The organism is Brevundimonas sp. SPF441 (genome assembly GCF_009661015.1).
Lineage (GTDB): Bacteria > Pseudomonadota > Alphaproteobacteria > Caulobacterales > Caulobacteraceae > Brevundimonas > Brevundimonas vesicularis.
Genome location: NZ_WJWX01000001.1, coordinates 196466 through 222713 on the forward strand (window position 1 = coordinate 196466; position 26248 = coordinate 222713).

A 26248-nucleotide genomic window follows, 5' to 3' on the forward strand; every position below is an offset into this window, starting at 1 on the left:
CCTAACGAAATGTAGCTTGACAGTAAGATAGTCGGCGGAAAACGCTGATCCTCCGCCGACAATTCCGATTTCTATTTCAGCAGCATGCCGTCGCCGAAATAGACGCCCTGGTCGCCCAGCATTTCCTCGATGCGGAGCAACTGGTTGTACTTCGCCACCCGGTCGGAGCGGGCCAGCGAGCCGGTCTTGATCTGCCCGCAGTTGGTGGCCACGGCCAGGTCGGCGATGGTGTAGTCCTCGGTCTCGCCTGACCGGTGGCTCATCACGGCGGTGTAACCCGCGCGGTGCGCCATATCGACGGCGTCCAGCGTCTCGGACAGGGTGCCGATCTGGTTGACCTTGATCAGGATCGAGTTCGCCAGACCTTCGCCGATACCGGCGGCCAGACGCGCAGGATTGGTCACGAACAGATCGTCGCCGACCAGTTGGACCCGATCGCCCAGGCGCTCGGTCAGCAGGCGCCAGCCGTCAAAGTCATCCTCGGCCATGCCGTCCTCGATCGACACGATCGGGAAGCGTTCGCACAGATCGACCAGGTAGGCGGCCATGCCTTCGGAATCGACGGTCTTGCCCTCGCCGGCCATGACGTATTTGCCGTCCTTGAAGAACTCGGTCGAAGCGACGTCGAGGCCCAGGTGGAAATCCTCGCCGGCTAGGTAGCCCGCCGCCTGACCCGCCTTGGTGATGAAGCTCAGCGCCTCATCTGCCGAGGCCAGATTGGGCGCAAAGCCGCCCTCGTCCCCGACGTTGGTGTTGTGCCCGGCGTCCTTCAGTTGCTTCTTCAGGGCGTGGAAGATTTCGGCGCCCATGCGCACCGCGTCCGAAAACGTCTCGGCGCCGGTGGGCAGGATCATGAACTCCTGGATGTCGATCGGATTATCGGCGTGGGCGCCGCCGTTGATGATGTTCATCATCGGGGTCGGCAGGACACGGGCCGAGACGCCGCCCAGATAACGATACAGCTCCTGATTGGCCGACAGGGCGCTGGCCTTGGCGACGGCCAGAGACACCCCCAGGATCGCATTGGCGCCCAGACGGCCCTTGTTGGGCGTGCCGTCCAGTTCAATCATCGCCTCGTCGATCCGGCGCTGCTGCTCGGCGTCCATGCCGGACAGGGCGTCGAAGATCTCGCCGTTGACGGCATCGACCGCCTTCTGGACGCCCTTACCGCCCCACATGTCCTTATCGCCGTCACGCAGCTCGACCGCTTCGTGCGCGCCCGTAGACGCGCCGGACGGAACGGCGGCGCGGCCGAACGAACCGTCTTCCAGCGTGACATCGACCTCGACCGTCGGATTGCCCCGGCTGTCGAGGATCTGGCGGGCGACGATGTCGGCGATGTCGGTCATGGCTCGGCTCTTTGGCTCAAGGGGCAAGGGAGGTCAGACGGTTTAGCCGCCTCCCCGCCAAACGCCAATGCCGACATCGTCGCCGGGTGTCAGGAACAGCCCTCGACCAGTTGGATCGAAGGATCGCCCGCATGGACCATCATCACCTTGCCGTCGCTGCCGATCTCATATCGGACGCCGCGCGCCGATGGATCGGTGACATAGGTCGTCGCCCCGCCCTTCGACCAGACGAACAGATCCTCGGCCGGCGCTTCCTGGTATTTGTGTGGCTGGGCGAAGACCGCGCCGCCATAGGCTTGCTTGATCGCCATGGCCGTATCGCCCACCCCGAATCCGCGATCGGTCTTGGTCGTCGCACCGCGCGCCAGGGTGATTCGCGTCAGTACGCCGTTCTGGACCATCACTTGAACATCTGCCGGCGCCTTGGCCGGATGGAACTGGTCACAGACTTCGGGCTCGGCGCCGCCCGCAGCGTTCGGTTGGGAGTCCTCGCCCCAAACCTTCACCAGTTCGGCGCGCGTCATGCCGATTCGCACCGGCCCCAGCCCTTCGGCCGTCAACGTATTCGGATCGACGGAGGGCGTAGCGGGCGTCTCGTTCGCCGAAGCGACGGGCGTTGCAGCGGGCTCCGAGACGCGCTCTTCCACGCGATTGCAGGCGGCAAGAGTCAGCAGCGCGCAGGCGCTGACGGCGGTGAAACGAATAATCATGCGGCGTCTCCAATGGAAGCTTCACCGGACTGAACGCACGAAAACGGCGCGCGGGTCACCGCGCGCCGTCGAAATCGTCATCCGACCGAAGTCGGGATCGCCTGAAAGACTAGTCTTCCTTGGGCGTGATGACCTGACGACCGCGATAGGTGCCGGTCTTCAGGTCGATGTGGTGCGGGCGCTTCAGCTCGCCGGTGTCCTTGTCCTCGACGTAGACGTTCGAGGTCAGGGCGTCGTGGGCGCGGCGCATGTTGCGACGCGAGGGAGATACTTTGCGCTTCGGAACGGCCATGTCCGTCTCAATCTTCTAAGTCGGGCGCCGCCCAGAGCCGAGCTCCGTCTAGCGCGAAAACAATAGCGGCGGCCCGAAAGAGCCGCCACGCGAGGCGCGGCTTATGCATGAACCGCGCGACGATTTCAAGGCGTTTAAGCAGGCGTCAGACGCCGGACGATCTTCGCAGGATTGCCGACCACCACCACGTCGGACGGCACGTCCTTTGTCACGACCGATCCCGCGCCGATCACCGAACGATCGCCGATGGTGACGCCCGCCAGAACGATGGCGCCGCCGCCGATCCAGACGTCGTCCCCGATAACGATCGGCCGCGCCGTCTCCTCGCCCCGGCGGGCGACCGCGTCCAGCGGATGCTCCGGCGTCAGCAGCTGGACGCCTGGCCCGGCCTGGAAGTTGTCGCCGATACGGATTTCGGCGCAGTCCAGGAACACGCAGTTGGCGTTCGCAAAGGCCCGCGCGCCCAGATGAATGTTGACGCCATAATCGCAGAAGAAGCCCGGCATGATGATCGCCTTGCCGTCGGCCGCATTGACCAGTTCGTTGACCAGGGCGCCGCGCCGGTCGCGATCCGGCTCGGCGTTGATGGCGACGGTCAGGGCCACGGCGCGGGCTCGGCCATCTCGCAAATCGGGATCGCCCGGATCGTAAGGCAAGCCCGCCAGCATCTTTTCGCGCTCGGTCATGCGGTCTCCATCAGGGCGTCAGCAACGGCTTCACCGATGGCCAGGGAACTGGTCAGGCCGGGGCTTTCGATGCCGAACAGCGCCATCAGGCCCTCGATGCCGTGATGCTCGCGGCCATGAAGCTGGAAGTCCGGTTGCGGCTCGCCCGGCCCATGCAGTTTGGGCCGAATGCCGGCATAGTCCGGCGTCAGGGCGCCGTCGGGCAGACCCGGCCAGAAACGACGGATGTAGGTGGCGAACTCTTCGGCCTTGACAGGATCGACCGAGTAATCCTCGGTTTCGACATAGGCCAGATCGGGGCCGAACACGGCCTGACCGCCCAGATCCTTGCGATAGTGGGTGCCCAACGCGCCGGGGATGGGCGGCGGATAGATCAAGCGGTCGAACGGCGCCTTGCCCGTCAGCCGGAAATAGACGCCCTTGCCGAAATGTCCGGCGGGAATGTCGCCGGGCGGATAGCCTCCGATCAACGCCGCCACCGCCTGGGCCGACAGTCCGGGCGCGGTGACCAAAAGGCGGCTCGCGACCTGCATCACCCCCTCCCCGCCGACACGGATCGTGAAGCCGCCGCCCGTCAGGGCCTCTGCGCCCTCGAACGGCGCCGAGACAACGACCGATCCGCCCGCATCCTCGATCTCGCCCTGCAGAGCCAGCATATAGCCGTGACTGTCGAACAGGCCGCTCTCGGGCGACAGGATGGCGGCGTGGGCGTTCAGCTCCGGCTCCAGCGCCCGCGCCTGGGTGCCGGTCAGATGCGCCAGCCCTTCGACGCCATTCGCCGTCGCCTGTTCGAAGATAGCCTCGATCCGCTCGACCTCTGATTCCTGCGTCGCCACGACCAGCTTGCCGCATTTCCAGTGATCGATCTTGCGGCTGGCCAGGAAGTCGTAGAGCGCGCGGCGTCCCTCGACGCAGAAGCGGGCTTTCAGTGAACCGGTCGGATAATAGAGCCCGCCGTGAATGACCTCGGAATTGCGGGAGGAAACGCCCTGGCCGATGTGGGCTTCCTTCTCCAACACCAGCACCGTCAGGCCCCGTTTCGACAGCGCCCGACCGCAGGCCAGGCCCACAGCCCCGGCGCCCACGACGGTCGCGTCGAAATCAAAACTCATCGGACGCCGTACCTCCGTTTCGCCTCGGCCTCGAAACAACCGATCAGCTTTTCCACCGCCCGGTCGAAGTTGGCCGACAGCATCATGTCCAGCATCCGAGACTTGAAGGCGAAGTCGATCATGAACTCCAGCCGCGTGCCGTCCGGATGGGGAAAGAACTCCCAACGGTTCTTCAGGTGCTTGAACGGTCCGCGCAACAGGCCGACCTCGACCTTCGGCGCATTGCGATCATGCCTGACCCAGGTGGAGAAGCGCTCCTTAAGGAAAGAAAAGCCCACGCTGGCCTCCGCATCCTGCAAGCCGACGCCCTCGCCTTCCTCGCGCGCGTTCCAGACACGCATCGATGTCACCCACGGCACGAAGTCGGGATAGGCGCGCACGTCGGCGACCAGATCGGCAAGCTGCTCGGGCGCATAGGGAAGAGTGCGCGTGACGCGGTGGACGGCCATGCGGGACTTAGCGGCGCAGCTGCGCCTCGCGCGCCGCCTTCAGCCGGGCGAAGTCGTCGCCGGCATGGTGCGACGAACGCGTCAGCGGGCTGGACGACACCATTAGGAAGCCCTTGGCCCGGGCGATCGCCTCATAGGCCTTGAACTCTTCCGGCGTGACGAAGCGGTCGATCGCGGCATGTTTGCGCGTCGGCTGCAGGTACTGGCCGATGGTGATGAAGTCGACGCCGGCGGAACGCATGTCGTCCATCACCTGCATGACCTCTTCCTTGGTCTCGCCCAGACCAACCATGATGCCGGACTTGGTGAACTGGTTCGGGTCCCGCTCCTTGACCATCTGCAACAGGCGCAGGCTGTGGAAGTAGCGCGCGCCGGGCCGGATCTTCAGATACAGGCGCGGCACGGTCTCCAGGTTGTGATTGAAAACGTCGGGCTTGGCGTCGATCATCACGGCCGCCGCCCCGTCCTTTCGCAGGAAGTCGGGCGTCAGGATCTCGATCGTGGTGTCCGGCGCCTGGATGCGGATCTGGCGCACCACCTCGGCGAAGTGTGCCGCACCGCCGTCGGCCACGTCGTCGCGGTCGACCGAGGTGATGACGACGTGGTTCAGGCCCATCTGCTGGACGGCCAAGCCCACCTTGCCCGGCTCTTCCGGATCCAGCGGCTGAGGCAGGCCCGTCTTGACGTTGCAGAAGGCGCAGGCCCGCGTGCAGGTGTCGCCCATGATCATCAGGGTTGCGTGTTTCTGGCTCCAGCACTCGCCGATGTTCGGGCAGGCCGCCTCCTCACAGACCGTCACCAGCCCCTTGGAGCGAACGATCTCCTTGGTGGCGTTGTATTGACCAGAGCCCGGCGCCTTCACCCGCAGCCAGTCGGGCTTTTTCAGAACGACCGACTCGGGCCGGTTCTGCTTTTCGGGGTGACGCAGCTCGGACGGCTTGCGCTGAAGGGTGTCGATCAGGGTGACCATGGCCGGTATTTCGGACTTTGAGGCCGTTTAGGCAAGGCACACCGGGTAACAGACTTGCCGCAGGCGTGATCGCGCATCGGAACTCACGCGACGTTACGCGTCTTTTCAAGATGACGCGGCGTCATTAATGACAGTCGCCCGAACAACAGAGAGGGCCGCCCGCGTCCTCCGTAGGAGACGCGCTTGCGCCAGGCCCTGGATCCCTCGCTTTACGACTCGACCCTGATCGACGCCCTGATCGATGCGCGGTCGCGGTTCGGCGACAAGGAAATCCTGGAGGATCAGGACCGGCATCCGCTGACCTACACCGGTCTGATCCGCGCCGCCTTCGTGCTGGGGCGCAAGATCGCCAATATGACCGACAAGGGCGAGCGGGTCGCCATCCTGCTGCCGTCGTCCATGGGCGTGGTCGTCACCTTCTTCGGTCTGCACGCCCACGGTCGTGTGCCGGTGATGCTGAATTTCACCGCCGGCGAAGCCAATCTGAAGGCTGCGATCAAGGCCTCGGGCGTCAAGAAGGTGCTGACGGCCAAACGCTTCATCGATCAGGCCAAGCTGGACGACCTGATCGTCGAACTGAAAAGCGTGGCCGAGGTCGTCTGGCTGGACGACGTGCGCAAGACCATCGGTCTGGCCGACAAGCTCTACGGCCTCGCCGCCGGCGCGGCGCCCAAGCGGTTCCGCGTGAAGACGGATCCCGATGCGCCGGGCGTCGTCCTGTTCACCTCCGGCAGCTTCGGCACGCCAAAGGGCGTCGTGCTGAGCCAGAAGAACCTCGTCGCCAATGCGCGTCAGGTGGCGGCCCACATCGACCTGCTGCCCGAATGGGTGATGTTCAATCCCCTGCCGACCTTCCACTGTTTCGGCCTGACCGGCGGGGTCATCCTGCCGCTGCTGCAAGGGTTGAAGGCCTTCCAGTATCCGTCGCCGCTGCACGCCAAACAGATTACCGACCTGCTGCCCCAGGTGAACGCCTCGATCCTGTTCGCGACCGACACCTTCCTGAACCAGTACGGGCGCGTCGCCGAACCGAACGACTTCTCGACGCTGAAGTTCGTGGTCGCGGGCGCCGAGAAGGTGCGCGAGGAAACCCGCACCCTGTTCAACACCAAGTTCGGCGGCGTCGAACTGCTGGAAGGATACGGCGCAACCGAGGCCTCGCCCGTGATCGCCGTCAACCATCCTGACCGAAACGCGCCCGGCACAGTCGGTCAGGTGCTGCCCGGCATCGACTGGAAGCTGGAGCCGGTCGAGGGCATCGACGCAGGCGGTCGCCTGATGCTGCGTGGGCCCAATGTCATGAGCGGCTATGTCACCTCGGCCGAGCCCCTGACGTGGGATCCGATTGGCGACGACTGGCTGGACACCGGCGACATCGTCGATGTGACCGGCGACGGCTATGTCACCATCCGCGGCCGCGCCAAGCGCTTCGCCAAGATCGGCGGCGAGATGGTCTCACTGACCGCCGTCGAAGGGATCGCCGGCGCCGTTTGGCCAGACCAACGCCACGCCGTCGTATCGATTCCGGACAGCCGCAAGGGCGAGAAACTGGTCCTGGTCACTGACCACGCCGACGCTGAGGTCGCGCCCCTGGCCGAATGGGCGCGAACCAACGGCGCGCCCGAACTGATCGTGCCGAAAAAGATCGTCAAGGTCGCCGAGGTCCCCGTTCTGGGCACCGGCAAGACCGACTATGTGTCGATCCAGAAGATGGTCGAGGCCGAGAAGGCGGCCTGATCAGCCGATCCGGACGCCCGTCATAGAGATTGAGCCGCCGTCGATACGGTCGTTGAAGAAGCTGACCGCCTCGCCCGGCTCCTGCTGGGCGGCGATATAAAGCACCGGCAGGAAGTGTTCGTCGGTCGGCACGCTCAGTTGCGCGTCCTCGGCCAGACCCACCCAGTCGATCAGCGCCTCATGCTCGCCCCGTTCGAACGCCGTCTTCACCGCTTCGTTGAAGCCGGTCGCCCAGGCGTAGGGTTCGGCGCCGTCCTCGCGTTTCCAGGTCCGCAGATTGTGGACGAAGTCGCCCGAGCCGGCGATGACGATCCCCTCGTCGCGCAGTGGTTTCAGCGCCTTGGCCAGTTCGTAATGCTGACGCGCCGTCAGCTCGCGGTTCAACGACAACTGCACCACAGGCACGTCCGCCTCGGGCCACACATGGCACAGCACCGACCAGGTCCCGTGATCCAGGCCCCACGCTCGCGTCTGGACGGCGCCGGTCAGCGCCGACACCCGCGCCGCCAAGGCGGGCGATCCGGCCGCCGGATACTGCATCTGATGGAGTTCGCGCGGGAAGTTGCCGAAGTCATGGATGGTTTCGGGCTTCTCCTGAGCGGTGACGCCCAGCCCGCGCGTCTCCCAGTGGGCTGAGATCATCACCACACCCTTGGGCTTGCCGATCGCTTCGCCCAGTGCACGCCAGGCGGCCCCATAGGGACCGCCAAGCGCGTTCATGGGCGAACCGTGGCCGAAGAAGACGGCGGGCTGGCGCATCGGATCAGCCGTGCAGCTTCTTGGCCAGCTCGGCGATATGCTTGCCCTGGAACCGGGCGCCGTCCAGCTCGACGTCGCTGGGCTGACGCGAGCCGTCGCCGCCCGTGATCGTCGATGCGCCATAGGGCGAACCGCCGTGGATGGCGTCCAGCGTCATTTGTCCCTGGAAGGAATAGGGCAGACCCACGACCGGCATGCCGTGGTGCATGAAGAAGTTGTGCAGGCCCTGGAAGGTCGTCTCCTGACCGCCATGCTGTGTCGCCGTGGCGGTAAAGGCCCCGCCCACCTTGCCGATCAGGGCGCCCGAGAACCACAGGCCGCCGGCTTGATCCAGGAAGGCGCGCATCTGCGACGCGGCCGAACCAAACCGGGTGCCGGCGCCGATGATGATGGCGTCATAGTCCTTCAGATCGTCGATCTTGGCGATCGGCGCCTTCTGATCCAGCTTGTAGTGCGAGGCCTTGGCCAGCTCTTCCGGCACGGTTTCCGGCACGCGCTTGATGTCCACGACGGCGCCTTCGACCTCGCGCGCGCCTTCGGCGACCGCCTCGGCCATGGTTTCCAGGTGACCATAGGTCGAATGATAGAGGACGAGGACTTTCGGCATCGAGGAGGCTCCGTTGAATGACAAGGGTCGTCATTCGCAACAACGACCGTTGCTAACTTGGCGCGCTGCTTGCCCTTCCGCAAGTCCCCGACCTCAAATCACGTCTCGAAGGGACAAACGGTGTCGTAAAAGGTCCTGTCGCCCGGCGTAGGGCGACCGCGGCGACAATGGAAACGATGCTCCATCACCATCGCCTGCTGCTCGATGTTCAACGCGTCCCACCGGCAGGTCGGTTCCACGCGGTAGGCGTATGAGGCGGAGATGTCCCCAGCTTTCAGCTTGGCAAACAGCAGATTGACGCCCTGCTGGGCCTGCCAGACGTGCGTCAGTTCATGGATCAGGATGCCCTGCATGCGCACAGGCGCGGCCGCGAAGTCTGAGACGAGCTGCGCTTGCGGCCACACGATCCAGTCTCGCCCGAACCAGCGTCCAGCAACGAAGGCGCGGCGGAACGGCCAACCGATCAAAAGAACGGGCGCCAGGTCGATCGCGGCCCCGAAGGCCTCTCGCGCGAGCGATTTCTCAGATTCGGTCAGGGCGCGAACGAAGGATCCCAAGGCTTCACATACTCCCAGTGCCACGGCTCATAGACATAGGGCACAAAGCCGAAACGCCCAGCGTTCGTCACCAGCCAGCGATAGGTCGCCGACCGCGCCATATATTCGCGGCTGGCCGGGGTGGTGGAATCGACACCCAGACCCGGCGCTTGGCCGACGTAAAGATCGACCGCCGTGCCCGTCCGATGCGGTGAACAGACGGCACGACGCAGGCCGTCGCAGTTGCCCTGCTGCGCACAGCGCGCCGCGTCCGCCTCGGGATCGCGGAAGCCGGAGAAGATCTGCAGCAGTTCGGAATCGGCCCCCACCTCCGGAACCTCAGCCCGCGCCGCGGCGACCAGCCGGCGATAGGCGTCGAGGACGTCGCGGCGCAGCAAGCGTGTCAGACGGTCGGCATGTTCCTCGGACTCGACCAGATAGCCGAGCTGATTGATCGGCGGCGGCTCGGGACAGGCGCCGCTGACGCGCGCCATGACGAATGGCCGCCGCTCCTGCCAAAGGCCGCGAAACACCTGGAATGTCGCCGCATCGAACAGGCCCGTCGGCGCTAGGCCGTGCGTCTGCTGAAACCCCGCCAGTTGTGACGCGAAGATCGGCGTGCCGGGTCCGCAGGTCGTATGCAGTTCGCGCTGGATCAGCGGCAGATAGGCCTGCCACCCCCACTCCGCCGCCCCGAACGGCGCCCATTCCATGCCGTAGGCCGACGCAGCGTTCGCCAGTCCCTGCGCCTGCCAGACGTCGGCGTTGGTGTGACAGGGCCCGGCCGCACGCGCGCCGCCGGCAAACGTCAGAACGAAGCAAACGGACAGGAACGCAAAAAGGCTTCGCCACATGTCCCACAGGAAGCCCCAAGCCGGTCGATCTCACAAGTGCATGCGTCACCGATCGCTGGCATGGTGACGCGCGGCCGACTCGCGCCGCGCCTTTCGGACCGACGCATGTCCACCGCCGCGCCGACCGCACCCCGCCGTTCCAACGCCGTGCTCGCGGCCTTTTCCGGCCCGTGCCTGCCGCTGGCGGCCTTTGGCGTCGCCCTGCCCGTCACCCTGCCGGAATTCTACGCCACCTATGTAGGCCTGGAGCTGGGAGTCGTGGCGGCCGTCTTCATGGCCGTGCGCCTGATCGACATCGTCTTCGACCCCTTCATCGGCTGGGGCATGGACAAGACCAAGACGCGGTTCGGTCGCTATCGTCCGTGGATGGCGATTTCGACGCCGATCCTGATGCTGTCGGCCTTCATGATGTTCGTCGTGGTCCAACCGGGCGCCGGACCTGCCTATCTGTTCGGCTGGCTGCTGGTCCTCTATCTCGGCTTCTCAATCGGCACCCTGGGCCAACTCGGGTGGGCCGCCGTGCTTGCGCCGCAGTATGACCAGCGCAGCCGCGTCTATGGCTGGTGGCAGGTGTTCAACATCATCGGCGTGATCCTGATTCTGGTGCTGCCGACCGTGGTGGTTCAGACCGGCATCGGGAACTATGCCGACGGCGTGCGCATCATGGGCTGGGCCATCCTGATCGCCCTGCCCGTCACCATCGGCCTGGCCATGGTGGCCGTCCCGGAGCCCGTAAATGCGGGCGACCAGCCGCACGGGGGCGCCAGCGCCTATTTGGCTCTCCTGAAGATGCCCACGGTCAGAAAGCTTCTGATCGCCGACCTGCTGCTGGGCGTCGCGCCCGGCATCACCGGTTCGCTGCTGTTCTTCTTCTTCGGACAGATCAAGGGTTACGACCACAGCCAGGCCGGCCTGTTCATGTTGTTCTATTTCGTCGCCGGTCTGTGCGGCGCGCCGATCTGGGCCTGGCTGGCCACGCGGATCGGCAAGGACAAGGCCCTGGCCGTCGCCAGCCTGATCTTCGCGGCCCTCTATATCGCCGCCACCCTGGTTCCCGGCGGCAACTTCATGCTGACGGCAGGCGCCATGTTCATCGCCGGCCTGCCCTATGCGGCCGGCCTGTTCCTGTTGCGCGCCATGATGGCGGACGCCGGCGACGAGGTGCGGCTGGAGACCGGCGTGGATCGCACAGGACTGATGTTCTCCATCCTGTCCGCGACGACCAAGATCGGTCATGTGGTCGCGCTTATCCCCTACCTGATCCTGCAAGGCGTGGGCTTCAAGGCCGTGCCGGGGCCGATGGGCAACAGCGACTTTTCCCTGCTGACGCTCCAGATCCTGTTCATTCTGGTCCCCGGCCTGCTGCTGGCCGCCGCCGCCTGGGTGCTGAGGGGCTATCCCCTGACGCCGAAGCGGCACGATGAAATCCGCCTCGCCCTGGAAGCTCGTGACGGAGCCCGCCGTTGAGACCGATCGACCGCCTGCTCGGCGTCATGGAGCGGTTGCGCGATCCCGACGGCGGCTGCCCCTGGGACGTGGAGCAGACCTTCGCCACCATTGCCTCATATACGATCGAGGAGGCCTATGAGGTCGCCGACGCCATCGAGCGCAACGATCTGGTCGAGTTGAAGGGCGAACTGGGCGACCTGCTGTTCCAGGTCGTCTTCCACGCCCGCATGGCCGAGGAACAGGGGCTGTTCGCCTTCGACGACGTGGTCACGGCCATCGCCGACAAGCTGGAACGCCGCCACCCCCACGTCTTCGGCGACGGAGCCCAGCGATCGTCTAAGGAACAGACCGTCGCCTGGGAGGCCATCAAGGCGGCCGAGCGCAAGGATCGCAAAAAGCCCGGCGTGTTGGACGACGTGCCCGTCGGCCTGCCCGCCCTGACCCGCGCCGCCAAGCTGACAAAGCGCGCCGGTCGCGTCGGCTTTGACTGGCCTTCCACCGACGAGGTGTTCGACAAGCTGGCCGAAGAGATCGAGGAGTTGCGCGTCGAGATCGCCGCCGGCGACCAGGCCAAGGCGCGCGAAGAGCTGGGCGATCTTCTGTTCGTCGTCGCCAACCTGGCGCGCAAGCTGGACGTCGAACCCGAAGACGCCCTGCGCGCGGCCAACGCGAAGTTCGTGCGTCGCTTCGGCTTCATCGAGGCCGAGCTGGCGAAGGACGGCCGTACGCCCGACCAATCGGACCTGGCCGAGATGGACCGCCTCTGGGACGCCGCAAAGGTCGCCGAAAAGGCCGCGCCTGAAGCCTGAGTGACCGCGCGTGACCTACGACCTGATCATTTTCGACTACGACGGCGTGGTCGCCGACAGCGAGGTGCTGAACAGCACTGTCATGGCCGAGCAACTGACCGCCATCGGTCTGCCGACCTCGCTCGACGACGTCTTGGCCGCCTATACGGGCAAGCGCTGGCGCGACAATCGGCCGATCGTCGAGGCGGCTTTGGGTCGTGCCTGCCCTGACGACTTCCACACCACATGGTTTGCGACCTGTCGCCAGCGCGCGCCGCAGCAGCTTGAACCCGTGCCCGGTCTGCTGGACTTCGTCGCCGCCCGACCCGAGCCCCGCTGCATCGCCTCGTCCAGCGGCCCGGACTGGATCGGGGTCGGTCTGGACCTGTTCGGCCTGACGGACCATTTCGACGGCGCGGTCTTCACCGGCCTGGTGGTCGAACGCGGCAAGCCCCACCCCGACATCTTCCTGCACGCCGCCGACGCGATGGGCGTCGATCCGGCGCGCGTCCTGGTGATCGAAGACAGCGAGGCGGGTGTCACCGCAGGCGTCGCGGCCGGCATGACGGTCGTGGGACTGACGGCGGGCGGCCATGTTCGCGACGGCCATGCCGAACGCCTGACGGCGCGCGGCGCCCACTTTATCGCCTACAGCTATGCGGCCGTCTCCGCCTTCATGGATCGCTGAGCCTCAGAGGTAGCGCAGTTCCTGTAGATCGACGTCACGGAACAGCTTCTTGGCCGTCACCTCATCCAGCTGACGCGCCCTCAGCAGCCGCCGCAGTTCTTCGCGCTCGGCGGCCAGCCCCGCCAGCCAGAGACGACGCTCAATATCGTCCATCTTTCGCGTGAGGGCGGCGTCTTCCTCGTCCGTGCGGGTGTGGGTCTCGATCCGCTGGCGATAGGTTTCCATGATCCGGCCAGCGATGTCGGAATAGAGGTCGGGGTTAGGCTTGCCCTCCGCCATGGCGTGCGAGGCGTCCTCGATGGCGCGCAAGGCGGCCGAGGCAGCGGCGACCCGGCCGCGATCCTCTTCCTGTTCATGCGAAGGCTCCGGCGGCAGTTCGACGTTCTTGAGCAAGCGGGGCAAGGCGAAGGTCGCCAGTACCAGCGACACCACGATCACGCCTGCCGCCAGGAAGATCGCCAGGTTCCGCGACGGCATCGGCGATCCGTCGCCCAAGGCGAATGGCAGGGTCAGGATGCCGGCCAGAGTGATCGCGCCCCTCACACCCGCCAGAGACATCACCATGGTCAGCCGCAGGCCGACCTTGGCCGGAGGCCCACGATGGCGGCGGCGAAACAGGGTCAGCTTCAGCGAGGTCCACACCCAGACGAACCGCAGCGCCGCCAGGGTGGCGACAATGCCGAACACATAGACCGCCAGCCACCAGACCTCGGGCCGGCTGGTGCCCGCCACCACCTCGGCCGCGCGCGACATGATCGAGGGCATCTGTTCGCCCAGGATCACGAAGATGATGCCGTTGGCCACGAACTGAACCGTGTCCCATACGACGCTGCGCCGGATCCGCGTCATCGCCATCGACTGGCCGGCGATGCCGCCGCGTTCGGTGAAGCTCATCGTCACCCCGGCCGCAACCGCCGCCAAAATGCCGGACGCGTGCAGTTCTTCCGCCACCAGATAGGCCGCAAACGGGATCAGCAGACTGACCAGAATCTGCGCACCCACGTCCTCGCCCCAGCGTCGGCTGACAACGCTCTTGGCGTAGCTGATGGCCATGGTGACCAGAACGCCGACGGCGACCCCGACCAGAGCCAGCCAGGCGAACGTCCCGACCGCGTGGCCGATCGAAAACGCGCCAGTCGTCGCGGCGGCGACCGCGATCCGCATGCAGGTCAGGCCCGTCGCATCGTTCAACAGCGACTCGCCTTCCAGAATGTGCATCAGCCGCTTTGGGATGGGCGCCCGCGCCGCGATCGCCTGAACCGCGATGGGATCGGTCGGCGACAGGATGGCGGCCAGGGCGAAAGCCACCGGCAGCGGCATCTCCGGGATCATCCACCAGATCAGGAAACCCAGACCGACGACGGTGAACAGCACCAGCCCCAGCGCCAGCTCAAGGATCACCGCCCGGTCGCGAAACAGGTCTTCCTTGGGAATTCGCCAGCCGTCCAGAAACAGCAGCGGCGGCAAGAACAGAAGAAAGAAAATGTCGGGCTCAAGATCGACCGTCTTGCCCGTGATCAGCACGATGGCGGCGCCCAGCCCGATCTGAACCAAAGGCAAGGCGATGCGCGTGATCCGCGCGATCGAACCCGACACCACCACGGCCAACAGCAGAAGCAGGACGGTTTCGATCAGATGCATGAAAACTCAGTCGGTCAGGTCGGGATACAGGCGCTCGAATCGCCCGAGCGCCGCAGGGTGCAGCCGGACCGTGACGTGAGTACGGCCAAGCTCGTCCGCATCGCGCGACGTGACCCGCCCATGTTCGTACAGCCACGCCAGGGCCTCGCCCTGATGCGGTTCGATCGTCAGCTGAGTCTCGGGATCGTCGTCGATCAGGCCGGCGATGATCTGGCGCAGAGGCTCGATCCCCTCGCCCGTCCAGGCTGAGACGGCGACCGCTTCACCGTCCTTCGCCAACCGTTCGGCTTGACCCAGCACAGTCTCACGCGCGTCGTCATCCAGCAGGTCGATCTTGTTCCAGACCTCCAGCACCCGGCGCGTCTTGCCCTCTGGCGTCTCGATCTGTTTCAGCACGGCCTCGACGTCCTTGGCCTGAGCGGCGCTGTCGGGCGAGGCGATGTCGCGGACGTGCAGGATCAGATCGGCCTCGCCGACCTCCTCCAGGGTCGCGCGGAAGCTCTCGACCAGTTCGTGGGGCAGGTCGGAGATGAAGCCGACCGTATCCGCCACAATGGCCGGTCGCCCTTGCGGCAACCGGATGGTGCGCTGAGTCGTGTCCAGAGTGGCGAACAACAGGTCCTTGGCGAAGACCTCCGACCCCGTCAGTCGGTTGAACAGCGTCGACTTGCCGGCATTGGTGTAGCCGACCAGGGCGATCGTCGGGAACGGCGCCTTCTGACGCCGCTTGCGGTGCAGGCCGCGCGTGCGTCGCACCTCTTCCAACTCGGACTTCAGCCTGACGATGCGGTCGGCGATCAGACGCCGGTCCAGCTCGATCTGGGTTTCGCCGGGCCCACCGGTCGAACCGGTGCCGCCACGTTGCCGCTCAAGGTGGGTCCAGGTCCGCACCAGACGCGACCGCTCATAATCCAGCCGCGCCAGCTCGACCTGAAGCCGCCCCTCCTTGGTCCGCGCGCGACGGCCGAAGATTTCCAGGATCAGGCCGGTGCGGTCGATGACCTTCACCTCCCACGCCTTTTCCAGATTGCGCTGCTGCACCGGCGTCAGGGCGTCGTCGATGATGACAGCCTCGGCGTCTGCGGCGCGCACGAGCGCGGCCAGTTCCTCGACCTTGCCCGTGCCGAACAGAGTCGCTGGCGTGGTGCTGCGCAGCCGCACGATCTCTTCGGCGCGCACGTCGAGGTCCAGCGCGCGGGCAAGGCCCGCCGCCTCCTCAAGCCGTTCGCTCGCCAGCCGGGGACTGTCCGAGCGTCGGTCGGGGTGAATGACGACCGCCCGGATCAGCGGGACGGTGTGGTCGATCAGTTTTTGGGTCAATCAGTCTTCTTCGGCGTCGGGCTCGTACAGCTGCACGGGCGCGGACGGCATGATGGTTGAGATGGCGTGTTTGTACACCAGCTGGGACTGGCCATCGCGGCGCAGCAGGACACAGAAGTTGTCGAACCAGGTCACGATGCCCTGCAATTTGACCCCATTGACCAGGAAGATGGTCAGCGGCGTCTTGGTCTTGCGGACCGAGTTGAGGAAGGTGTCCTGAAGGTTCTGACGTTTGTCTTGCGACATGGCAGGTTTTTCCTGTTCTTCGTTGTTTGTCGCCGTGGGAGCGGCGGGGCCGATGCAGCCAACCGCGACCTTAACCGCCGCCCAGCCGCTCGGGCAACGGTCGCCGCCCCTTTTTCCTAGATCGTCCCTTCAGACGTCTTGTTCAGCACAGTTGAACGGCCCGACGGCCATGAATGGAGGCACCGTGAAACCCGCCGTGGTCAGTATGGGAAAGCTCGATGTCCGTCACTCCTGCGGCGAACAATATGGCGGCGATTACGGTCAGGTCGTAATCAAACATGACCATCTCACCCTTGGCCAGACCACGCAGGGCTGCGACGTTGGATACGGTTGTAAAGTCCTCGCCTATCACGATGCGTCCGCCGGGAACGGAGGCATGACGCGGATCACGATAGAGCGCAAACTGAAGTGTGACGAACCCGCCCAACGCCAGCCGCTCCATCAGGGCTTTCAGTAAAGGATAGCCACGCTCCGGCGGTATGTGTTGGAACACAATCAAAGAGACGATCCAATCGAACTCCCGATCTGGCAGTTCCCGTCCGAACGCGGCACCTTCGGGCACATTTCGGCGCGCCTCTGCTAACATTGATTCCGAGATATCCACGCCGAACGCGTCGCCTGTTCTGGCGGCTAGGGCTCGCGTCAGGCGTCCAACTCCACATCCGAAATCTAGCGCGGACCTGGGTTCGAAGTCGGGATGGCGGGCTTTAAGCCTGTTGGCTTCATGTGCGATCCCATGCTCGCCACTGCGAAAAAAGTCAGCCAAGGCCTCGTCCGTCAGTTGGTCGGATTTGAAGCGAGGATCCGTCAGGACGCCATAGTACGGGTTCGTACGTCCAATCTCTTCCCAATCCGCATCTGTGTCACGCGGTGACGCCTTCACAGCCGATCGGTCGAACAAAGTCTTGAGCATGTTCATTTGTCAGACAGCCCCTCGACGCGCCTGTTCAAGATAGAGTTCTCGAAGGCGGGTCGCGATGGGGCCGGGCTTGCCGTCGCCGATCTTCACGCCGTCCAGCGAAATCAGCGGCATGACGAAGGCGCTGGCGGCGGTCACGAATACCTCGCGCGCCCGTTTGGCTTCATCGACCGAGAAGGCGCGTTCTTCCAGTTCGACACCCTCGGCGGCGGCGAGCTCGAGGACCGCTGCGCGCGTGACGCCCTGCAGGATATTGGCCTGAATGTCCCGCGTTCTCAGCCTGCCGTCCTCATCCACGATCCACGCATTGGTCGATGCGCCTTCGGTGATCAGACCCATATCGTCGTACATCAGGCACTCGTAGGCCCCGCGCTCGCGCGCCGCCTGTTTGGCCAGCACGTTCGGCAAGAGACCGACGGTCTTGATGTCGCAGCGTCCCCAACGAGTATCGGGTTGGGTGACGCCGGCAGCGCCCTTTGTCGCCAGACGCTGATTTCGCGCCGGATCGATCGACTTGGCCGTCACGACCACGCTGGGCGCGACATCGATCGGAAAGCCATGATCGCGCGGCGCCGTGCCGCGCGTGACCTGCAGATAGACCATCCCGTTGCGCACCCGATTGCGCCGCACGGTCTCGCGCAGAACGACGCCCAAGGCGCCGGCGCTCATCGGAATGTCGATCTTCAGTTCGTTCAGACTGCGGTGAAGGCGGCTCATATGACCGTCGAAATCGGCCAGCCGCCCGTCGAAGACGGACCAGACCTCATAGACGCCGTCTGCGAACTGAAAACCGCGATCCTCGATATGGACCACGGCCTCGCCATGCGCGCTGTATGCGCCATTCACATAGGCGACGCGTGACATCAGGCCGGCTCTTCCTCATCGCCGCCGCGCGCGGGCGAGACGCCCAGCGACTTCAGCTTCCTGTGCAGGGCCGATCGCTCCATGCCGATGAAGGCGGCGGTGCGCGAGATATTGCCGCCGAACCGCATGATCTGCGCCGCCAGATATTCCCGCTCGAAGACCTCGCGCGCCTCGCGCAGCGGCAGGGCGATGGTGCGCTCGCCGCCCAGACTCGCCGCCCCGCCGTTTGAGGTCGCCACCTCCTGCGGCAGCATGTCGGCGGTGATCGTTTCGGCCGGATCGCCCGTCGCCAGGATCAGCAATCGCTCGATATTGTTGCGCAGCTGGCGGATGTTGCCGGGCCACGGGTGAACCTGCAGCACCGCCACCGCATCGTCCCCAACAATGCGTTTGGGCAGACCTTGCGAGGCGCTGATCGTATCGACGAAATATTCGACCAGTTCGGCGATGTCCTCGCGCCGTTCCGACAGCGGCGGGACACGGATCGGCACCACGTTCAGACGGTGAAACAGATCTTCGCGGAAACGTCCCTCTGCGATCTCGCCCTTCAGATCGCGCGAGGTCGAGGTCACGACGCGGACATCGACCTGAACGTCCTGCTCTCCGCCGACACGCCGGAACCGCTGGTCCACCAGAACGCGCAGGATGCGGCTCTGGCTTTCGCGCGGCATGTCGCTGATTTCATCAAGATATAGCGTGCCGTTGTGGGCGCGTTCGAACACGCCGATCTTGCGCGGGCGGCCGTCCTGGCCCTCCTCGCCGAACAGTTCGACATCCAGACGTTCCGGCGTCATGCCGGCGGCCGAAATCGCGACGAACTCGGCGCGCGCGCGCGGGCTGGCTTCGTGAATTTGACGCGCCACCAGTTCCTTGCCCGAGCCGGCCGGTCCGGCGATCAGCACCCGACTGTTGGCCTGGGCCACCTTGGCGATGGTGCTACGCAAGGCCTGCGCAGCCTGCGATCGACCGATCAGACCCGACGGCGTCATGGTCGCCGCGCGCAGGCGGCGGTTCTCGCGCCTCAGCGTCGCCGCCTCGATGGCGCGTTCGACCACGACAACGAGCCGATCCGACTTGAAAGGCTTTTCGATGAAGTCATAGGCGCCGCGCTTCAGCGCCGTCACCGCCGTCTCGATATTGCCGTGACCGGAAATCATCACGACCGGCAGGTCAGGGTCCAGTTCCTTGACCACTTCCAGCAGCTCCAGCCCGTCCAGCCCCCCGCCCTGCATCCAGATGTCCAAGATCGCCAGCGACGGCTTTCTGGCGCGGATCGCGGCCAGGGCCTCGTCGGAGTTGGCGGCGACACGCACGGCATGGCCCTCGTCCTCCAGCAGGCCGGACACCAGGTCGCGGATGTCGGCCTCGTCGTCGACAACGAGAATGTCGGAACCGGTTGGTCGCATCTTGCCTCGCTATTCGGCGGCCAGGGTCTGGAGCTTGCGCTCCGCGCCCTCGCCGCCTTTACCATGGGGTTTCAGGGGGAAGATCATGCACACGCGTGCGCCGCGCAGGGTCTGGGCGTCGGCCAGCTTCAGCTCGCCGCCGTGGTCCTCGCAAATGCGCTTGACGATGGCCAGGCCCAGGCCCGTGCCCTTCTCGCGCGTGGTCACATAGGGTTCGGTCAGGCGATCGCGATCGCGCGTCGGCAGACCCACGCCGTCGTCTTCGATCATGAAGGTCGCGGCGCCGTCGTCGATCGTCAGCGACGCGATCACGCCCGCACGATCCGACGCCGCAGCTTCGCCTGCCGCAAGCCTATGCGCTGCAACCGACTCGCCCGCGTTCTTGAGGATGTTGATCAGCGCCTGCCCAACCATGCGGCCGTCGGCCTGCATTGTCGCCTTGGGCAGGGGCTCGGTGATGTCGACGACGATGTCGGGCGCGGCGACCCGCTGGGCGAACACCGCCTCGCGCAGCATTTCGGCCGGGTTCTCGGGCGCGAACCGCGGCGCCGGCATGCGAGCAAAGGAAGAGAACTCATCGACCATGCGGCCGATGTCTCCGACCTGGCGGATGATGGTGTCGGTGCACCGGTCGAAGATTTCGATATCCTCGCCGATCCGCGCGCGATATTTCCGTTTCAGTCGCTCTGCCGACAGCTGGATCGGCGTCAGCGGGTTCTTGATCTCATGCGCGATGCGACGGGCCACGTCACGCCACGCGGCGTTTCGCTGGGCCGTCACTAGACGGGTAATGTCGTCGAAGGTCAGAACCATCTCGCCGCCCAGACCACCCTCGATCCGAACGCGCAGCCGCCGCGTGTCGCCGCCTCGGCTGACGTCGATGTCTTCCTCGATATGGGCCTCAGCGCGCCGCACCAGATCGCTCAGCTCTGGTGACAGGGCCGCGAGTTCATGGCCCAGAACCTCTGCGTCCTCGATGTGCAGCAGTTGCAGGGCGCTGTCGTTGATCGCAGACACCCGGCCGCGCTTGTCCAGACCGATGACCCCGGCGCTGACGCCAGACAGCACCGTCTCGATGAATCGACTCCGATCGTGCGCCTCGTCGCTCGCAGCCTTCAGCGCCGCCTGCTGCGCTTGCAGATCGCCGGTCATGCGGTTGAAGGCGTCCGATAGGGTGGCGATCTCGGCCGGGGCGCCGTCGCTGTCGACTCTTGCGGTGAAGTCGCCGCCCGCGACCTGTCCCGCCGCCTTCACCAAGCGACCAATGGGCGCGGAGATGCTGCTGGCCGCGGACATTCCCAGCCACACCGCCCCGACCAGCACCAGCAACGCCGTCTCCAGATAGCTGAGGATGAAGGCGGACTGAATCCGAGCGCGGCTTTCCTGAGCCTCTCGATAAGCCTGGATCGACTGAACCGACGTGTTCATTCGCGCCACAAGGCCGTCTTGAAGCGGACGCACCAGATAAAGATAGGCGTCGCCATAGGACGGCAGGGCGATGATCGACCGGACGGCGTCTGGATGCTGCGTGACGGTTTGCGGAGGCTGCCCGCCTTCAGCTGCGGCCGCGAGTTCATCGCGCGGCGGCGCAAGATAGGGAGGCGCGCCCGTTTTTTCAGCGCGAGCCAGCACCGCGCCATTGCCATCCAGAATGTAGATGGCAGGATAGCCGAAGATGTCTCCAACTTGGCCTAGAGCATCGTTAAACTGAATGCGATCAGCGAACAGGCTTCTCGCGCTTCCCAACTGGTCCGAAATCGTGACCAGGTCAGCATCCATTGCGGCCGAAACGTCCTGGATATAGGCGCGGCCCACGATCGCTCCGTTCTCGACCGAGGCCTGGACGTTCTGGCTGAACCATTGATCCACGCCCCGATTGACCAGCACACCGAACACCAAGGCGATCAGCACCGACGGGACCAGGGCCACCATCGAGAACAGGGCGACGAACCTCAAATGAAGGCGTGAACCCGCTTCGTGGGTGCTGCGCACCAAGGTCAGCACGCGCCGGCCGACGATGATGGCCAGGCCGGAAATCAGAAGCAGATTGGCGGCCAACACGATCAGGGCGATCTGGCTGCTCGATCCGCGCGCCGACCCCGATGTGGTGCCCGGCGCGACCGCCACCAGCCAGATGGCCGCCGCCGTGATCGCGACAGCCAGAAAGAACGCCAGTCCGAAGCCGGTCCGCGCCCGTTCGCTATCGACCCACCCCCAGAACGACCCGTCGTCCGACGCGAGGTCGGGCGAAGCGGTGCGTGCTGAAGGCGTATCCGTCATGCCACAGCAGTCTCCAACACCTGTGGCCCATTTTCAACAGCAGACTTACCCAACCGAGGCAAATCCGGCCGCCACAGTTCGTGCATGGCGTCTTTGACGGCCATCGGATCGTCCAGGCGGCAAATTCTTGCCTTCGCCTCGCGACGGTGTTGCGGATCGGCCGGCCAAGGCGCCTGTTCGATGTACCAGCCCAGATGTTTGCGGAACATCTTCAGACCCAGCGGCAGGCCGTAGAACTCGGCCGACGCCCGCAGATGCTCGATCACGATCGCCAGACGCTCTTCAGGTCCGGGTTCCTCCAGCGCCACACCATCGCCCAGCGCCCGCTCAAGGTGCGCCGCCAGCCATGGCCGGCCATAGACGCCACGTCCCAGCATCAGCCCGTCCGCGCCGGACTGCGCCAAGGCCTGGCGCGCTTCATCGGCGGTGATGATGTCGCCATTGACGATGACGGGAATGCCGACCGCCGCCTTCACCGTCCCGACCGCCTCCCAATCCGCTTGCCCGGTGTAGAACTGCTTTCGCGTGCGGCCATGCACCGTGACGGCCTTGACGCCGATCGCTTCCGCGCGGCGAGCCAGTTCCGCGGCGTTCCGGCTCTCGTCGTCCCAGCCCAGGCGCATCTTGACTGTCACCGGCCGATCGGTCGCCTTGACCGCCGCCTCCATGATCCGACACGCCAGATCAGGCGTCCGCATCAGGGCCGAACCGGCGGCCGAGCCTGTCACCTCCTTGGCCGGACAGCCGAAGTTCAGATCCACGATGTCCGCCCCAGCCTTTTCCGCCATCCGCGCGCCCTCGCCCATCTGTTCGGGATCACGCCCGACCAGCTGGATGACGGTCAGCGGCAGACCCGCCCCCACGGCGGCGCGCCGCACGACGTCCGGCCGCGCCCGCGCCAGTTCCTTGGCCGCCACCATCTCTGTCGCGACATAGGCGGCACCCAGTCTGGAGGCCAGCACGCGGAACGGCAGGTCGGTCACGCCGGTCATCGGCGCCATCAGCACCTGTCCGGGCACGGTCACATCGCCGATTTGCAAGGTCTTGGGCATTTCCGTCTTTCGCCGCATCGCAGCCGCCTTCGTCAAGCACGACCGCGGCGCTTTGATGGTTTCGCCCCGTCGCCGCGCGCACTATCAAGGCCGCCATGACATTCTCGGGCATCATCGTCGCAGCCGGTTCCGGCTCGCGCGCCGGCGGCGACAAACAGTGGCGGAACCTGGGTGGAAAGCCCGTGCTGCGCTGGTCCGCCGAGGCCCTGCTGAACGCCGGCGCGGGCGAACTGATCGTCGTGATCGCGCCTGACGCGGTTGAGCGTGTGGCGGAGGTGCTGTCCGACCTGCCGCGTTGGAAAGCCGTCGCGGGTGGAGCCGCCCGTGCCGATTCGGTCCGCGCCGGGCTTGCAGCTCTGAGCTGTCCGGCAGATCAGCCGGTACTGATCCATGACGCCGCCCGCCCCATGCTGGATCGCGCCGTCGTCGATCGTCTGCTGTCGGCCCTGAAAATTTCAGACGGCGCCCTGCCCGTCCTGCCCGTCGCCGACAGCCTTCGGCGTGGCGAGACGGAAATCATGACCGACGTGGTTGATCGCGACGGTCTGTGGCGCGCCCAGACGCCTCAAGCCTTCCGCCGGGGCGTGATCGAGACCGCCTATGCCGCCTGGTCGGACGCCGAAGTTCCGACCGACGAAGCCGTCGTCGTCCAGCGCAGCGGCGGCGCGGTGGCCCTGGTTCAGGGCGATGCGCGTCTGATGAAACTGACCTATCCCGAGGATTTCGCCATGGCCGAAGCTCTGCTGCCCCAAGCGCAGCGTTATCAGACCCGCATCGGCTCCGGCTATGATGTGCATCGCTGGGGACCGGGCGGGTCCGTCTGGCTTTGCGGGATCGAGGTGCCGCACGATCAGACGCTGATCGGCCACTCCGACGCCGACGCCGGTCTCCACGCCCTGACCGACGCCATCCTGGGCGCCATCGCGGCGGGCGACATCGGCGACCATTTCCCGCCAACGGATCCGAAATGGAAAGGCGCCTCCTCGGACCAGTTCCTGATCCATGCCGCCGAACTGGTCGCGGCGCGGGGCGGCCGCATCGTCAATGTCGACGTCACCCTGATCTGCGAAAGCCCCAAGGTGAAGCCGCACCGCCAGGCCATGCGCGACCGGATCGCCGGACTTCTGAACCTTCCGCTCGACGCCGTCAGCGTCAAGGCCACCACGACCGAAGGACTTGGTTTCACCGGACGCGGCGAGGGTCTGGCCGCCCAGGCCGTGGCGACTGTGGAAACGCCGGTCGCCTAGCGCGCCGCCATCTTCATCTGACGCACCAGCGATCCGAACAGATTGACGTAGTCGTCCGTCCAAGGACGCACCGTCGTCGGCGACAGCTTGCGCCAGCGCGCATCGTCCCCGAAGCCCTCCAGCGCCGCCGGACTCTTGCCGATCAGCAGCGCTTCGGTCGAGGCCTCGGCCATGTCGCCCTGGCCCGACTGCTCGATATAGACCTGGTGCAGGTGCGGGACCTTCAGCGCCTGCGCCGCCGCCTCGGCCGGCAGGGTGATCTCCAGGTTCCGGTTCGACAGATGCAGCACCACGACGCCGTCGGGCGCCAGCAGCCGCAAATAGCCGCGGATCGCCTCGACCGTCAGCAAATGCGTCGGCACGGCGTCGGACGAGAAGGCGTCGATGACCAGCAGGTCGTAGGATCCCGCGGGCTCGCGATCCATCGTCAGGCGCGCATCCCCCAGAACCGTTCGTACCGGCCCATCGGCGCAGCCATTGATGAAGCTGAACCATTGGGGGTCGCGCGACAGCCGATCCACCATCGGATCAATCTCGAAGAAGGTCAGCTGGTCCTGGGCGCGCTTGTAGGCGGCCATGGCGCCCGAGCCCTGCCCCACAACGCCGACGCGCGCGCCGTCCAGCCGACGTGCCTGCATCTGCAGCATCGCCTGCCCCAGCGGCGTCGAGGTCGCATAATAAAGCGTTGGCTGACAGCGGTTCGACGGCGCCTGGGCCTGGGCGCCATGCAAAGTCGTGCCGTGCATTAGCACATGGACCGGCCCGCCCATCAGCGGATCGCCGATCTTGGCCACCCGCATCACGCCAAAGAAGCTGCGTTCCGACAGGGCCCAGTCATAACCGCGCGCCAGATGATAGCCGGACCATACGATGGCGGCCAAAACGATCGTGAACATCACCGCCCGATCGCGGATTAGGAAGGCGAACAGGGTCGCGATCCCCAGGATGGCTTGCGCGATTCGCACCAGTTCGGCGTCCGGGATGGCCGCGCGAATGTCGGGCGCATAGCGGACCGCCTCCATCGACAGCGGCCCTAACAGTGCGATGACCACGCCGGCGACGCAGCAGATGATCTCCCACGGCCTGATCTCGCGACGGCTCCACGGCCGCAGCAATCCGACCGCCACCAGCACCAGCGGATATTCCCACACCATGTCGAAAATGGCCGGCGCGATCAGGCCGTTGAACAGTCCGCCGACTACGCCGCCCAGCGACAGCAACAGATAGAATTCGGTCAGACGATCCGGCGCCGGCCGCCGCGCCGCCAGCCTCTGGTGACACATCAGCGCGGTAAAGAAGAAGGCCGCCAGATTGACGGTGAACACCAGCAGCCATTCGCCTGTCCGGAACGCGATCAGGGCGGCGCAGGCCGCGCCCATCGCCGCCTGCAAACCCAGGCCGATGGCTGGCGAAACAGCCGGCCGGGTCTGGAAAGCGATGACAAACGTCAGCAGATAGAGCGCGAGCGGTATGACCCACAGAAAGGGCGCCGAGGCGACATCCGTCGTCAGATGCGCCGTCACCCCCAGCATCAGACTGGACGGTGCGGCGGCCAGCAGAACCAGCATCCCCTTTTCGCGCCAAGCAATCGGCGGGCTGGCCTCAAGTGGCGCGGGCTCCGCCGTTCCAATCTCGCGTCGTCGCCAGACCTGAACGCCCAGCCCCACGACCATCACCACGAACAGCCCATAGCCGACGCTCCAGCCCAGGCGCTGATCCGACAGGCTGGCCAGCGGCTCGATCACGACCGGATAGGCCAGCAGGGCCAGGAAACTGCCGAGGTTCGAGGCGGCGTAAAGAACATAGGGGTTCTGGCCGTCTGCATGTCCGGCCCGCACACGCGCATACCAGGCCTGAAGCAGCGGCGCAGTCGCCGAGAGCACCGCGAACGGCGCGCCGATGGACACCGCCAGCGTCGCCAGCAGCCACATCGCCGGTTGGGACGGATCGGGATCCCCCAACAGGCCGCTGATCTGCAGGGGCAGGAAAAACGCCGCCACGATCAGCAGGCCCAGGTGAACCCCGACCTGCGCCCGCATCGTCGCCAAACGTTGCAGCAGGTGCGCATAGCCATATCCGGCGAGCAGCGCGGTCTGGAAGAACACCATCGACGCGTTCCACACCGAAGGCGATCCGCCCAGCGTCGGCAACAGCAGCTTGGCCGCCATCGGTTGAACGACGAAGACCAGACAGGCCGATGTGAAGATGGCGACGGCGAACAGGATCGGCGCGATGCGATCCGATGTCGGGGCGGCGGGGCGTAACGGATCGACAGCGTCGGTCATGG

At 65.6% G+C, this 26248-nt stretch carries 25 protein-coding genes; 5 read left to right on the forward strand and 20 right to left on the reverse strand.

The window, feature by feature from the left end:
* Nucleotides 1-71: 71 nt before the first annotated feature.
* The 7 genes from eno to lipA form a co-directional block, all read right to left on the reverse strand.
* Nucleotides 72-1349, reverse strand: a complete 1278-nt coding sequence (eno, locus tag GGC30_RS00995; protein ID WP_039243670.1) for a phosphopyruvate hydratase — start codon at nucleotides 1347-1349, stop codon at nucleotides 72-74.
* Nucleotides 1350-1438: 89 nt separating this feature from the next.
* Nucleotides 1439-2059 carry a hypothetical protein gene (locus tag GGC30_RS01000; RefSeq protein WP_153921969.1) on the reverse strand — a complete coding sequence of 207 codons (621 nt, stop codon included), beginning with the start codon at nucleotides 2057-2059 and terminating at the stop codon, nucleotides 1439-1441.
* Nucleotides 2060-2168: 109 nt separating this feature from the next.
* Nucleotides 2169-2351, reverse strand: a complete 183-nt coding sequence (gene rpmF / locus GGC30_RS01005) for a 50S ribosomal protein L32 (protein WP_026108365.1) — start codon at nucleotides 2349-2351, stop codon at nucleotides 2169-2171.
* A gap of 134 nt (nucleotides 2352-2485) precedes the next feature.
* Complete coding sequence (locus GGC30_RS16680; protein ID WP_039243667.1) at nucleotides 2486-3037, reverse strand: sugar O-acetyltransferase; 552 nt, start codon at nucleotides 3035-3037, stop codon at nucleotides 2486-2488.
* Nucleotides 3034-4149, reverse strand: coding sequence for an NAD(P)/FAD-dependent oxidoreductase (locus GGC30_RS01015; RefSeq protein ID WP_153921972.1), 1116 nt, complete (start codon nucleotides 4147-4149; stop codon nucleotides 3034-3036). Before GGC30_RS01015 ends, GGC30_RS16680 begins: the two co-directional genes overlap by 4 nt.
* Nucleotides 4146-4598 carry a type II toxin-antitoxin system RatA family toxin gene (locus tag GGC30_RS01020; RefSeq protein ID WP_153921975.1) on the reverse strand — a complete coding sequence of 151 codons (453 nt, stop codon included), beginning with the start codon at nucleotides 4596-4598 and terminating at the stop codon, nucleotides 4146-4148. Before GGC30_RS01020 ends, GGC30_RS01015 begins: the two co-directional genes overlap by 4 nt.
* 7 nt (nucleotides 4599-4605) lie before the next feature.
* Nucleotides 4606-5568, reverse strand: a complete 963-nt coding sequence (gene lipA, locus GGC30_RS01025) for a lipoyl synthase (RefSeq protein WP_017504838.1) — start codon at nucleotides 5566-5568, stop codon at nucleotides 4606-4608.
* Nucleotides 5569-5751: 183 nt separating this feature from the next.
* On the opposite strand from lipA, the gene GGC30_RS01030 reads away from it, so the two are divergent.
* On the forward strand, nucleotides 5752-7305 hold the full coding sequence (locus GGC30_RS01030) for an AMP-binding protein (protein WP_153921978.1): 1554 nt from the start codon (nucleotides 5752-5754) through the stop codon (nucleotides 7303-7305).
* Here the strand turns inward: GGC30_RS01030 and ygiD are convergent, their stop codons facing one another.
* The 4 genes from ygiD to GGC30_RS01050 all read right to left on the reverse strand — a co-directional run bounded on the left by ygiD (nucleotide 7306) and on the right by GGC30_RS01050 (nucleotide 10061).
* Nucleotides 7306-8064 carry a 4,5-DOPA dioxygenase extradiol gene (gene ygiD, locus GGC30_RS01035; protein WP_153921981.1) on the reverse strand — a complete coding sequence of 253 codons (759 nt, stop codon included), beginning with the start codon at nucleotides 8062-8064 and terminating at the stop codon, nucleotides 7306-7308.
* 4 nt (nucleotides 8065-8068) lie between these two features.
* Complete coding sequence (wrbA, locus tag GGC30_RS01040) at nucleotides 8069-8671, reverse strand: NAD(P)H:quinone oxidoreductase (RefSeq protein WP_055805062.1); 603 nt, start codon at nucleotides 8669-8671, stop codon at nucleotides 8069-8071.
* A 98-nt stretch (nucleotides 8672-8769) separates the two neighbouring features.
* A complete protein-coding gene (locus tag GGC30_RS01045) occupies nucleotides 8770-9138 on the reverse strand; it encodes a hypothetical protein (protein ID WP_228763511.1) in 369 nt (122 codons plus the stop codon).
* A 65-nt stretch (nucleotides 9139-9203) separates the two neighbouring features.
* The gene (locus GGC30_RS01050) at nucleotides 9204-10061 is read right to left on the reverse strand and encodes a D-alanyl-D-alanine carboxypeptidase family protein (protein WP_153921987.1); all 858 of its coding nucleotides are present in this window, start codon (nucleotides 10059-10061) and stop codon (nucleotides 9204-9206) included.
* A gap of 105 nt (nucleotides 10062-10166) precedes the next feature.
* Between GGC30_RS01050 and GGC30_RS01055 the strand changes: the two genes are divergently transcribed.
* Genes GGC30_RS01055 through GGC30_RS01065 form a run of 3 tightly spaced genes read left to right on the forward strand, consistent with a single transcriptional unit; the run spans nucleotide 10167 to nucleotide 12986 of the window.
* Nucleotides 10167-11528 (forward strand): MFS transporter, encoded by a 1362-nt coding sequence (locus GGC30_RS01055; RefSeq protein WP_153921990.1) that lies wholly within the window; start codon nucleotides 10167-10169, stop codon nucleotides 11526-11528.
* Nucleotides 11525-12319 carry a nucleoside triphosphate pyrophosphohydrolase gene (gene mazG, locus GGC30_RS01060; protein WP_153921993.1) on the forward strand — a complete coding sequence of 265 codons (795 nt, stop codon included), beginning with the start codon at nucleotides 11525-11527 and terminating at the stop codon, nucleotides 12317-12319. Before GGC30_RS01055 ends, mazG begins: the two co-directional genes overlap by 4 nt.
* 10 nt (nucleotides 12320-12329) lie before the next feature.
* The gene (locus GGC30_RS01065) at nucleotides 12330-12986 is read left to right on the forward strand and encodes an HAD family hydrolase (RefSeq protein ID WP_370451812.1); all 657 of its coding nucleotides are present in this window, start codon (nucleotides 12330-12332) and stop codon (nucleotides 12984-12986) included.
* Nucleotides 12987-12989: 3 nt separating this feature from the next.
* Here GGC30_RS01065 and GGC30_RS01070 read toward each other — a convergent pair whose 3' ends face one another.
* The 8 genes from GGC30_RS01070 to dusB all read right to left on the reverse strand — a co-directional run bounded on the left by GGC30_RS01070 (nucleotide 12990) and on the right by dusB (nucleotide 22714).
* Entirely contained in the window at nucleotides 12990-14627 is a 1638-nt protein-coding gene (locus GGC30_RS01070; RefSeq protein WP_153921996.1) for a Na+/H+ antiporter, read from the reverse strand.
* Nucleotides 14628-14633: 6 nt separating this feature from the next.
* On the reverse strand, nucleotides 14634-15947 hold the full coding sequence (gene hflX / locus GGC30_RS01075; protein ID WP_153921999.1) for a GTPase HflX: 1314 nt from the start codon (nucleotides 15945-15947) through the stop codon (nucleotides 14634-14636).
* Nucleotides 15948-16193, reverse strand: coding sequence for an RNA chaperone Hfq (gene hfq / locus GGC30_RS01080; protein WP_003164861.1), 246 nt, complete (start codon nucleotides 16191-16193; stop codon nucleotides 15948-15950). It abuts the gene before it with no gap.
* A gap of 142 nt (nucleotides 16194-16335) precedes the next feature.
* Nucleotides 16336-17112, reverse strand: coding sequence for a class I SAM-dependent methyltransferase (locus tag GGC30_RS01085; protein WP_153922002.1), 777 nt, complete (start codon nucleotides 17110-17112; stop codon nucleotides 16336-16338).
* A 3-nt stretch (nucleotides 17113-17115) separates the two neighbouring features.
* Nucleotides 17116-17976, reverse strand: a complete 861-nt coding sequence (locus tag GGC30_RS01090) for a D-amino-acid transaminase (protein ID WP_153922005.1) — start codon at nucleotides 17974-17976, stop codon at nucleotides 17116-17118.
* Entirely contained in the window at nucleotides 17976-19382 is a 1407-nt protein-coding gene (locus GGC30_RS01095; protein WP_153922008.1) for a sigma-54 dependent transcriptional regulator, read from the reverse strand. The genes GGC30_RS01090 and GGC30_RS01095 overlap by 1 nt, the downstream gene beginning before the upstream one ends.
* 9 nt (nucleotides 19383-19391) lie before the next feature.
* Nucleotides 19392-21662, reverse strand: coding sequence for a PAS domain-containing sensor histidine kinase (locus GGC30_RS01100; protein WP_153922011.1), 2271 nt, complete (start codon nucleotides 21660-21662; stop codon nucleotides 19392-19394).
* On the reverse strand, nucleotides 21659-22714 hold the full coding sequence (gene dusB / locus GGC30_RS01105; RefSeq protein ID WP_194943501.1) for a tRNA dihydrouridine synthase DusB: 1056 nt from the start codon (nucleotides 22712-22714) through the stop codon (nucleotides 21659-21661). The genes GGC30_RS01100 and dusB overlap by 4 nt, the downstream gene beginning before the upstream one ends.
* Nucleotides 22715-22809: 95 nt before the next feature.
* Here dusB and GGC30_RS01110 point away from each other — a divergent pair, with 95 nt between their 5' ends.
* Nucleotides 22810-23961, forward strand: a complete 1152-nt coding sequence (locus GGC30_RS01110) for a bifunctional 2-C-methyl-D-erythritol 4-phosphate cytidylyltransferase/2-C-methyl-D-erythritol 2,4-cyclodiphosphate synthase (RefSeq protein WP_153922018.1) — start codon at nucleotides 22810-22812, stop codon at nucleotides 23959-23961.
* Here GGC30_RS01110 and GGC30_RS01115 read toward each other — a convergent pair.
* Nucleotides 23958-26246, reverse strand: coding sequence for a spermidine synthase (locus GGC30_RS01115; RefSeq protein WP_153922020.1), 2289 nt, complete (start codon nucleotides 26244-26246; stop codon nucleotides 23958-23960). The two genes, GGC30_RS01110 and GGC30_RS01115, sit on opposite strands and share 4 nt — an antisense overlap.
* Nucleotides 26247-26248: the final 2 nt, after the last annotated feature.

Bases quoted from the DNA above. Each gene is read 5' to 3' on its own strand.
- eno (WP_039243670.1), bottom strand. From the start codon at position 1,349: ATGACCGACATCGCCGACATCGTCGCCCGCCAGATCCTCGACAGCCGG.
- GGC30_RS01000 (WP_153921969.1), bottom strand. From the start codon at position 2,059: ATGATTATTCGTTTCACCGCCGTCAGCGCCTGCGCGCTGCTGACTCTT.
- rpmF (WP_026108365.1), bottom strand. From the start codon at position 2,351: ATGGCCGTTCCGAAGCGCAAAGTATCTCCCTCGCGTCGCAACATGCGC.
- GGC30_RS16680 (WP_039243667.1), bottom strand. From the start codon at position 3,037: ATGACCGAGCGCGAAAAGATGCTGGCGGGCTTGCCTTACGATCCGGGC.
- GGC30_RS01015 (WP_153921972.1), bottom strand. From the start codon at position 4,149: ATGAGTTTTGATTTCGACGCGACCGTCGTGGGCGCCGGGGCTGTGGGC.
- GGC30_RS01020 (WP_153921975.1), bottom strand. From the start codon at position 4,598: ATGGCCGTCCACCGCGTCACGCGCACTCTTCCCTATGCGCCCGAGCAG.
- lipA (WP_017504838.1), bottom strand. From the start codon at position 5,568: ATGGTCACCCTGATCGACACCCTTCAGCGCAAGCCGTCCGAGCTGCGT.
- ygiD (WP_153921981.1), bottom strand. From the start codon at position 8,064: ATGCGCCAGCCCGCCGTCTTCTTCGGCCACGGTTCGCCCATGAACGCG.
- wrbA (WP_055805062.1), bottom strand. From the start codon at position 8,671: ATGCCGAAAGTCCTCGTCCTCTATCATTCGACCTATGGTCACCTGGAA.
- GGC30_RS01050 (WP_153921987.1), bottom strand. From the start codon at position 10,061: ATGTGGCGAAGCCTTTTTGCGTTCCTGTCCGTTTGCTTCGTTCTGACG.
- GGC30_RS01055 (WP_153921990.1), top strand. From the start codon at position 10,167: ATGTCCACCGCCGCGCCGACCGCACCCCGCCGTTCCAACGCCGTGCTC.
- GGC30_RS01070 (WP_153921996.1), bottom strand. From the start codon at position 14,627: ATGCATCTGATCGAAACCGTCCTGCTTCTGCTGTTGGCCGTGGTGGTG.
- hfq (WP_003164861.1), bottom strand. From the start codon at position 16,193: ATGTCGCAAGACAAACGTCAGAACCTTCAGGACACCTTCCTCAACTCG.
- GGC30_RS01085 (WP_153922002.1), bottom strand. From the start codon at position 17,112: ATGAACATGCTCAAGACTTTGTTCGACCGATCGGCTGTGAAGGCGTCA.
- GGC30_RS01090 (WP_153922005.1), bottom strand. From the start codon at position 17,976: ATGTCACGCGTCGCCTATGTGAATGGCGCATACAGCGCGCATGGCGAG.
- GGC30_RS01095 (WP_153922008.1), bottom strand. From the start codon at position 19,382: ATGCGACCAACCGGTTCCGACATTCTCGTTGTCGACGACGAGGCCGAC.
- GGC30_RS01100 (WP_153922011.1), bottom strand. From the start codon at position 21,662: ATGACGGATACGCCTTCAGCACGCACCGCTTCGCCCGACCTCGCGTCG.
- dusB (WP_194943501.1), bottom strand. From the start codon at position 22,714: ATGCCCAAGACCTTGCAAATCGGCGATGTGACCGTGCCCGGACAGGTG.
- GGC30_RS01110 (WP_153922018.1), top strand. From the start codon at position 22,810: ATGACATTCTCGGGCATCATCGTCGCAGCCGGTTCCGGCTCGCGCGCC.
- GGC30_RS01115 (WP_153922020.1), bottom strand. From the start codon at position 26,246: ATGACCGACGCTGTCGATCCGTTACGCCCCGCCGCCCCGACATCGGAT.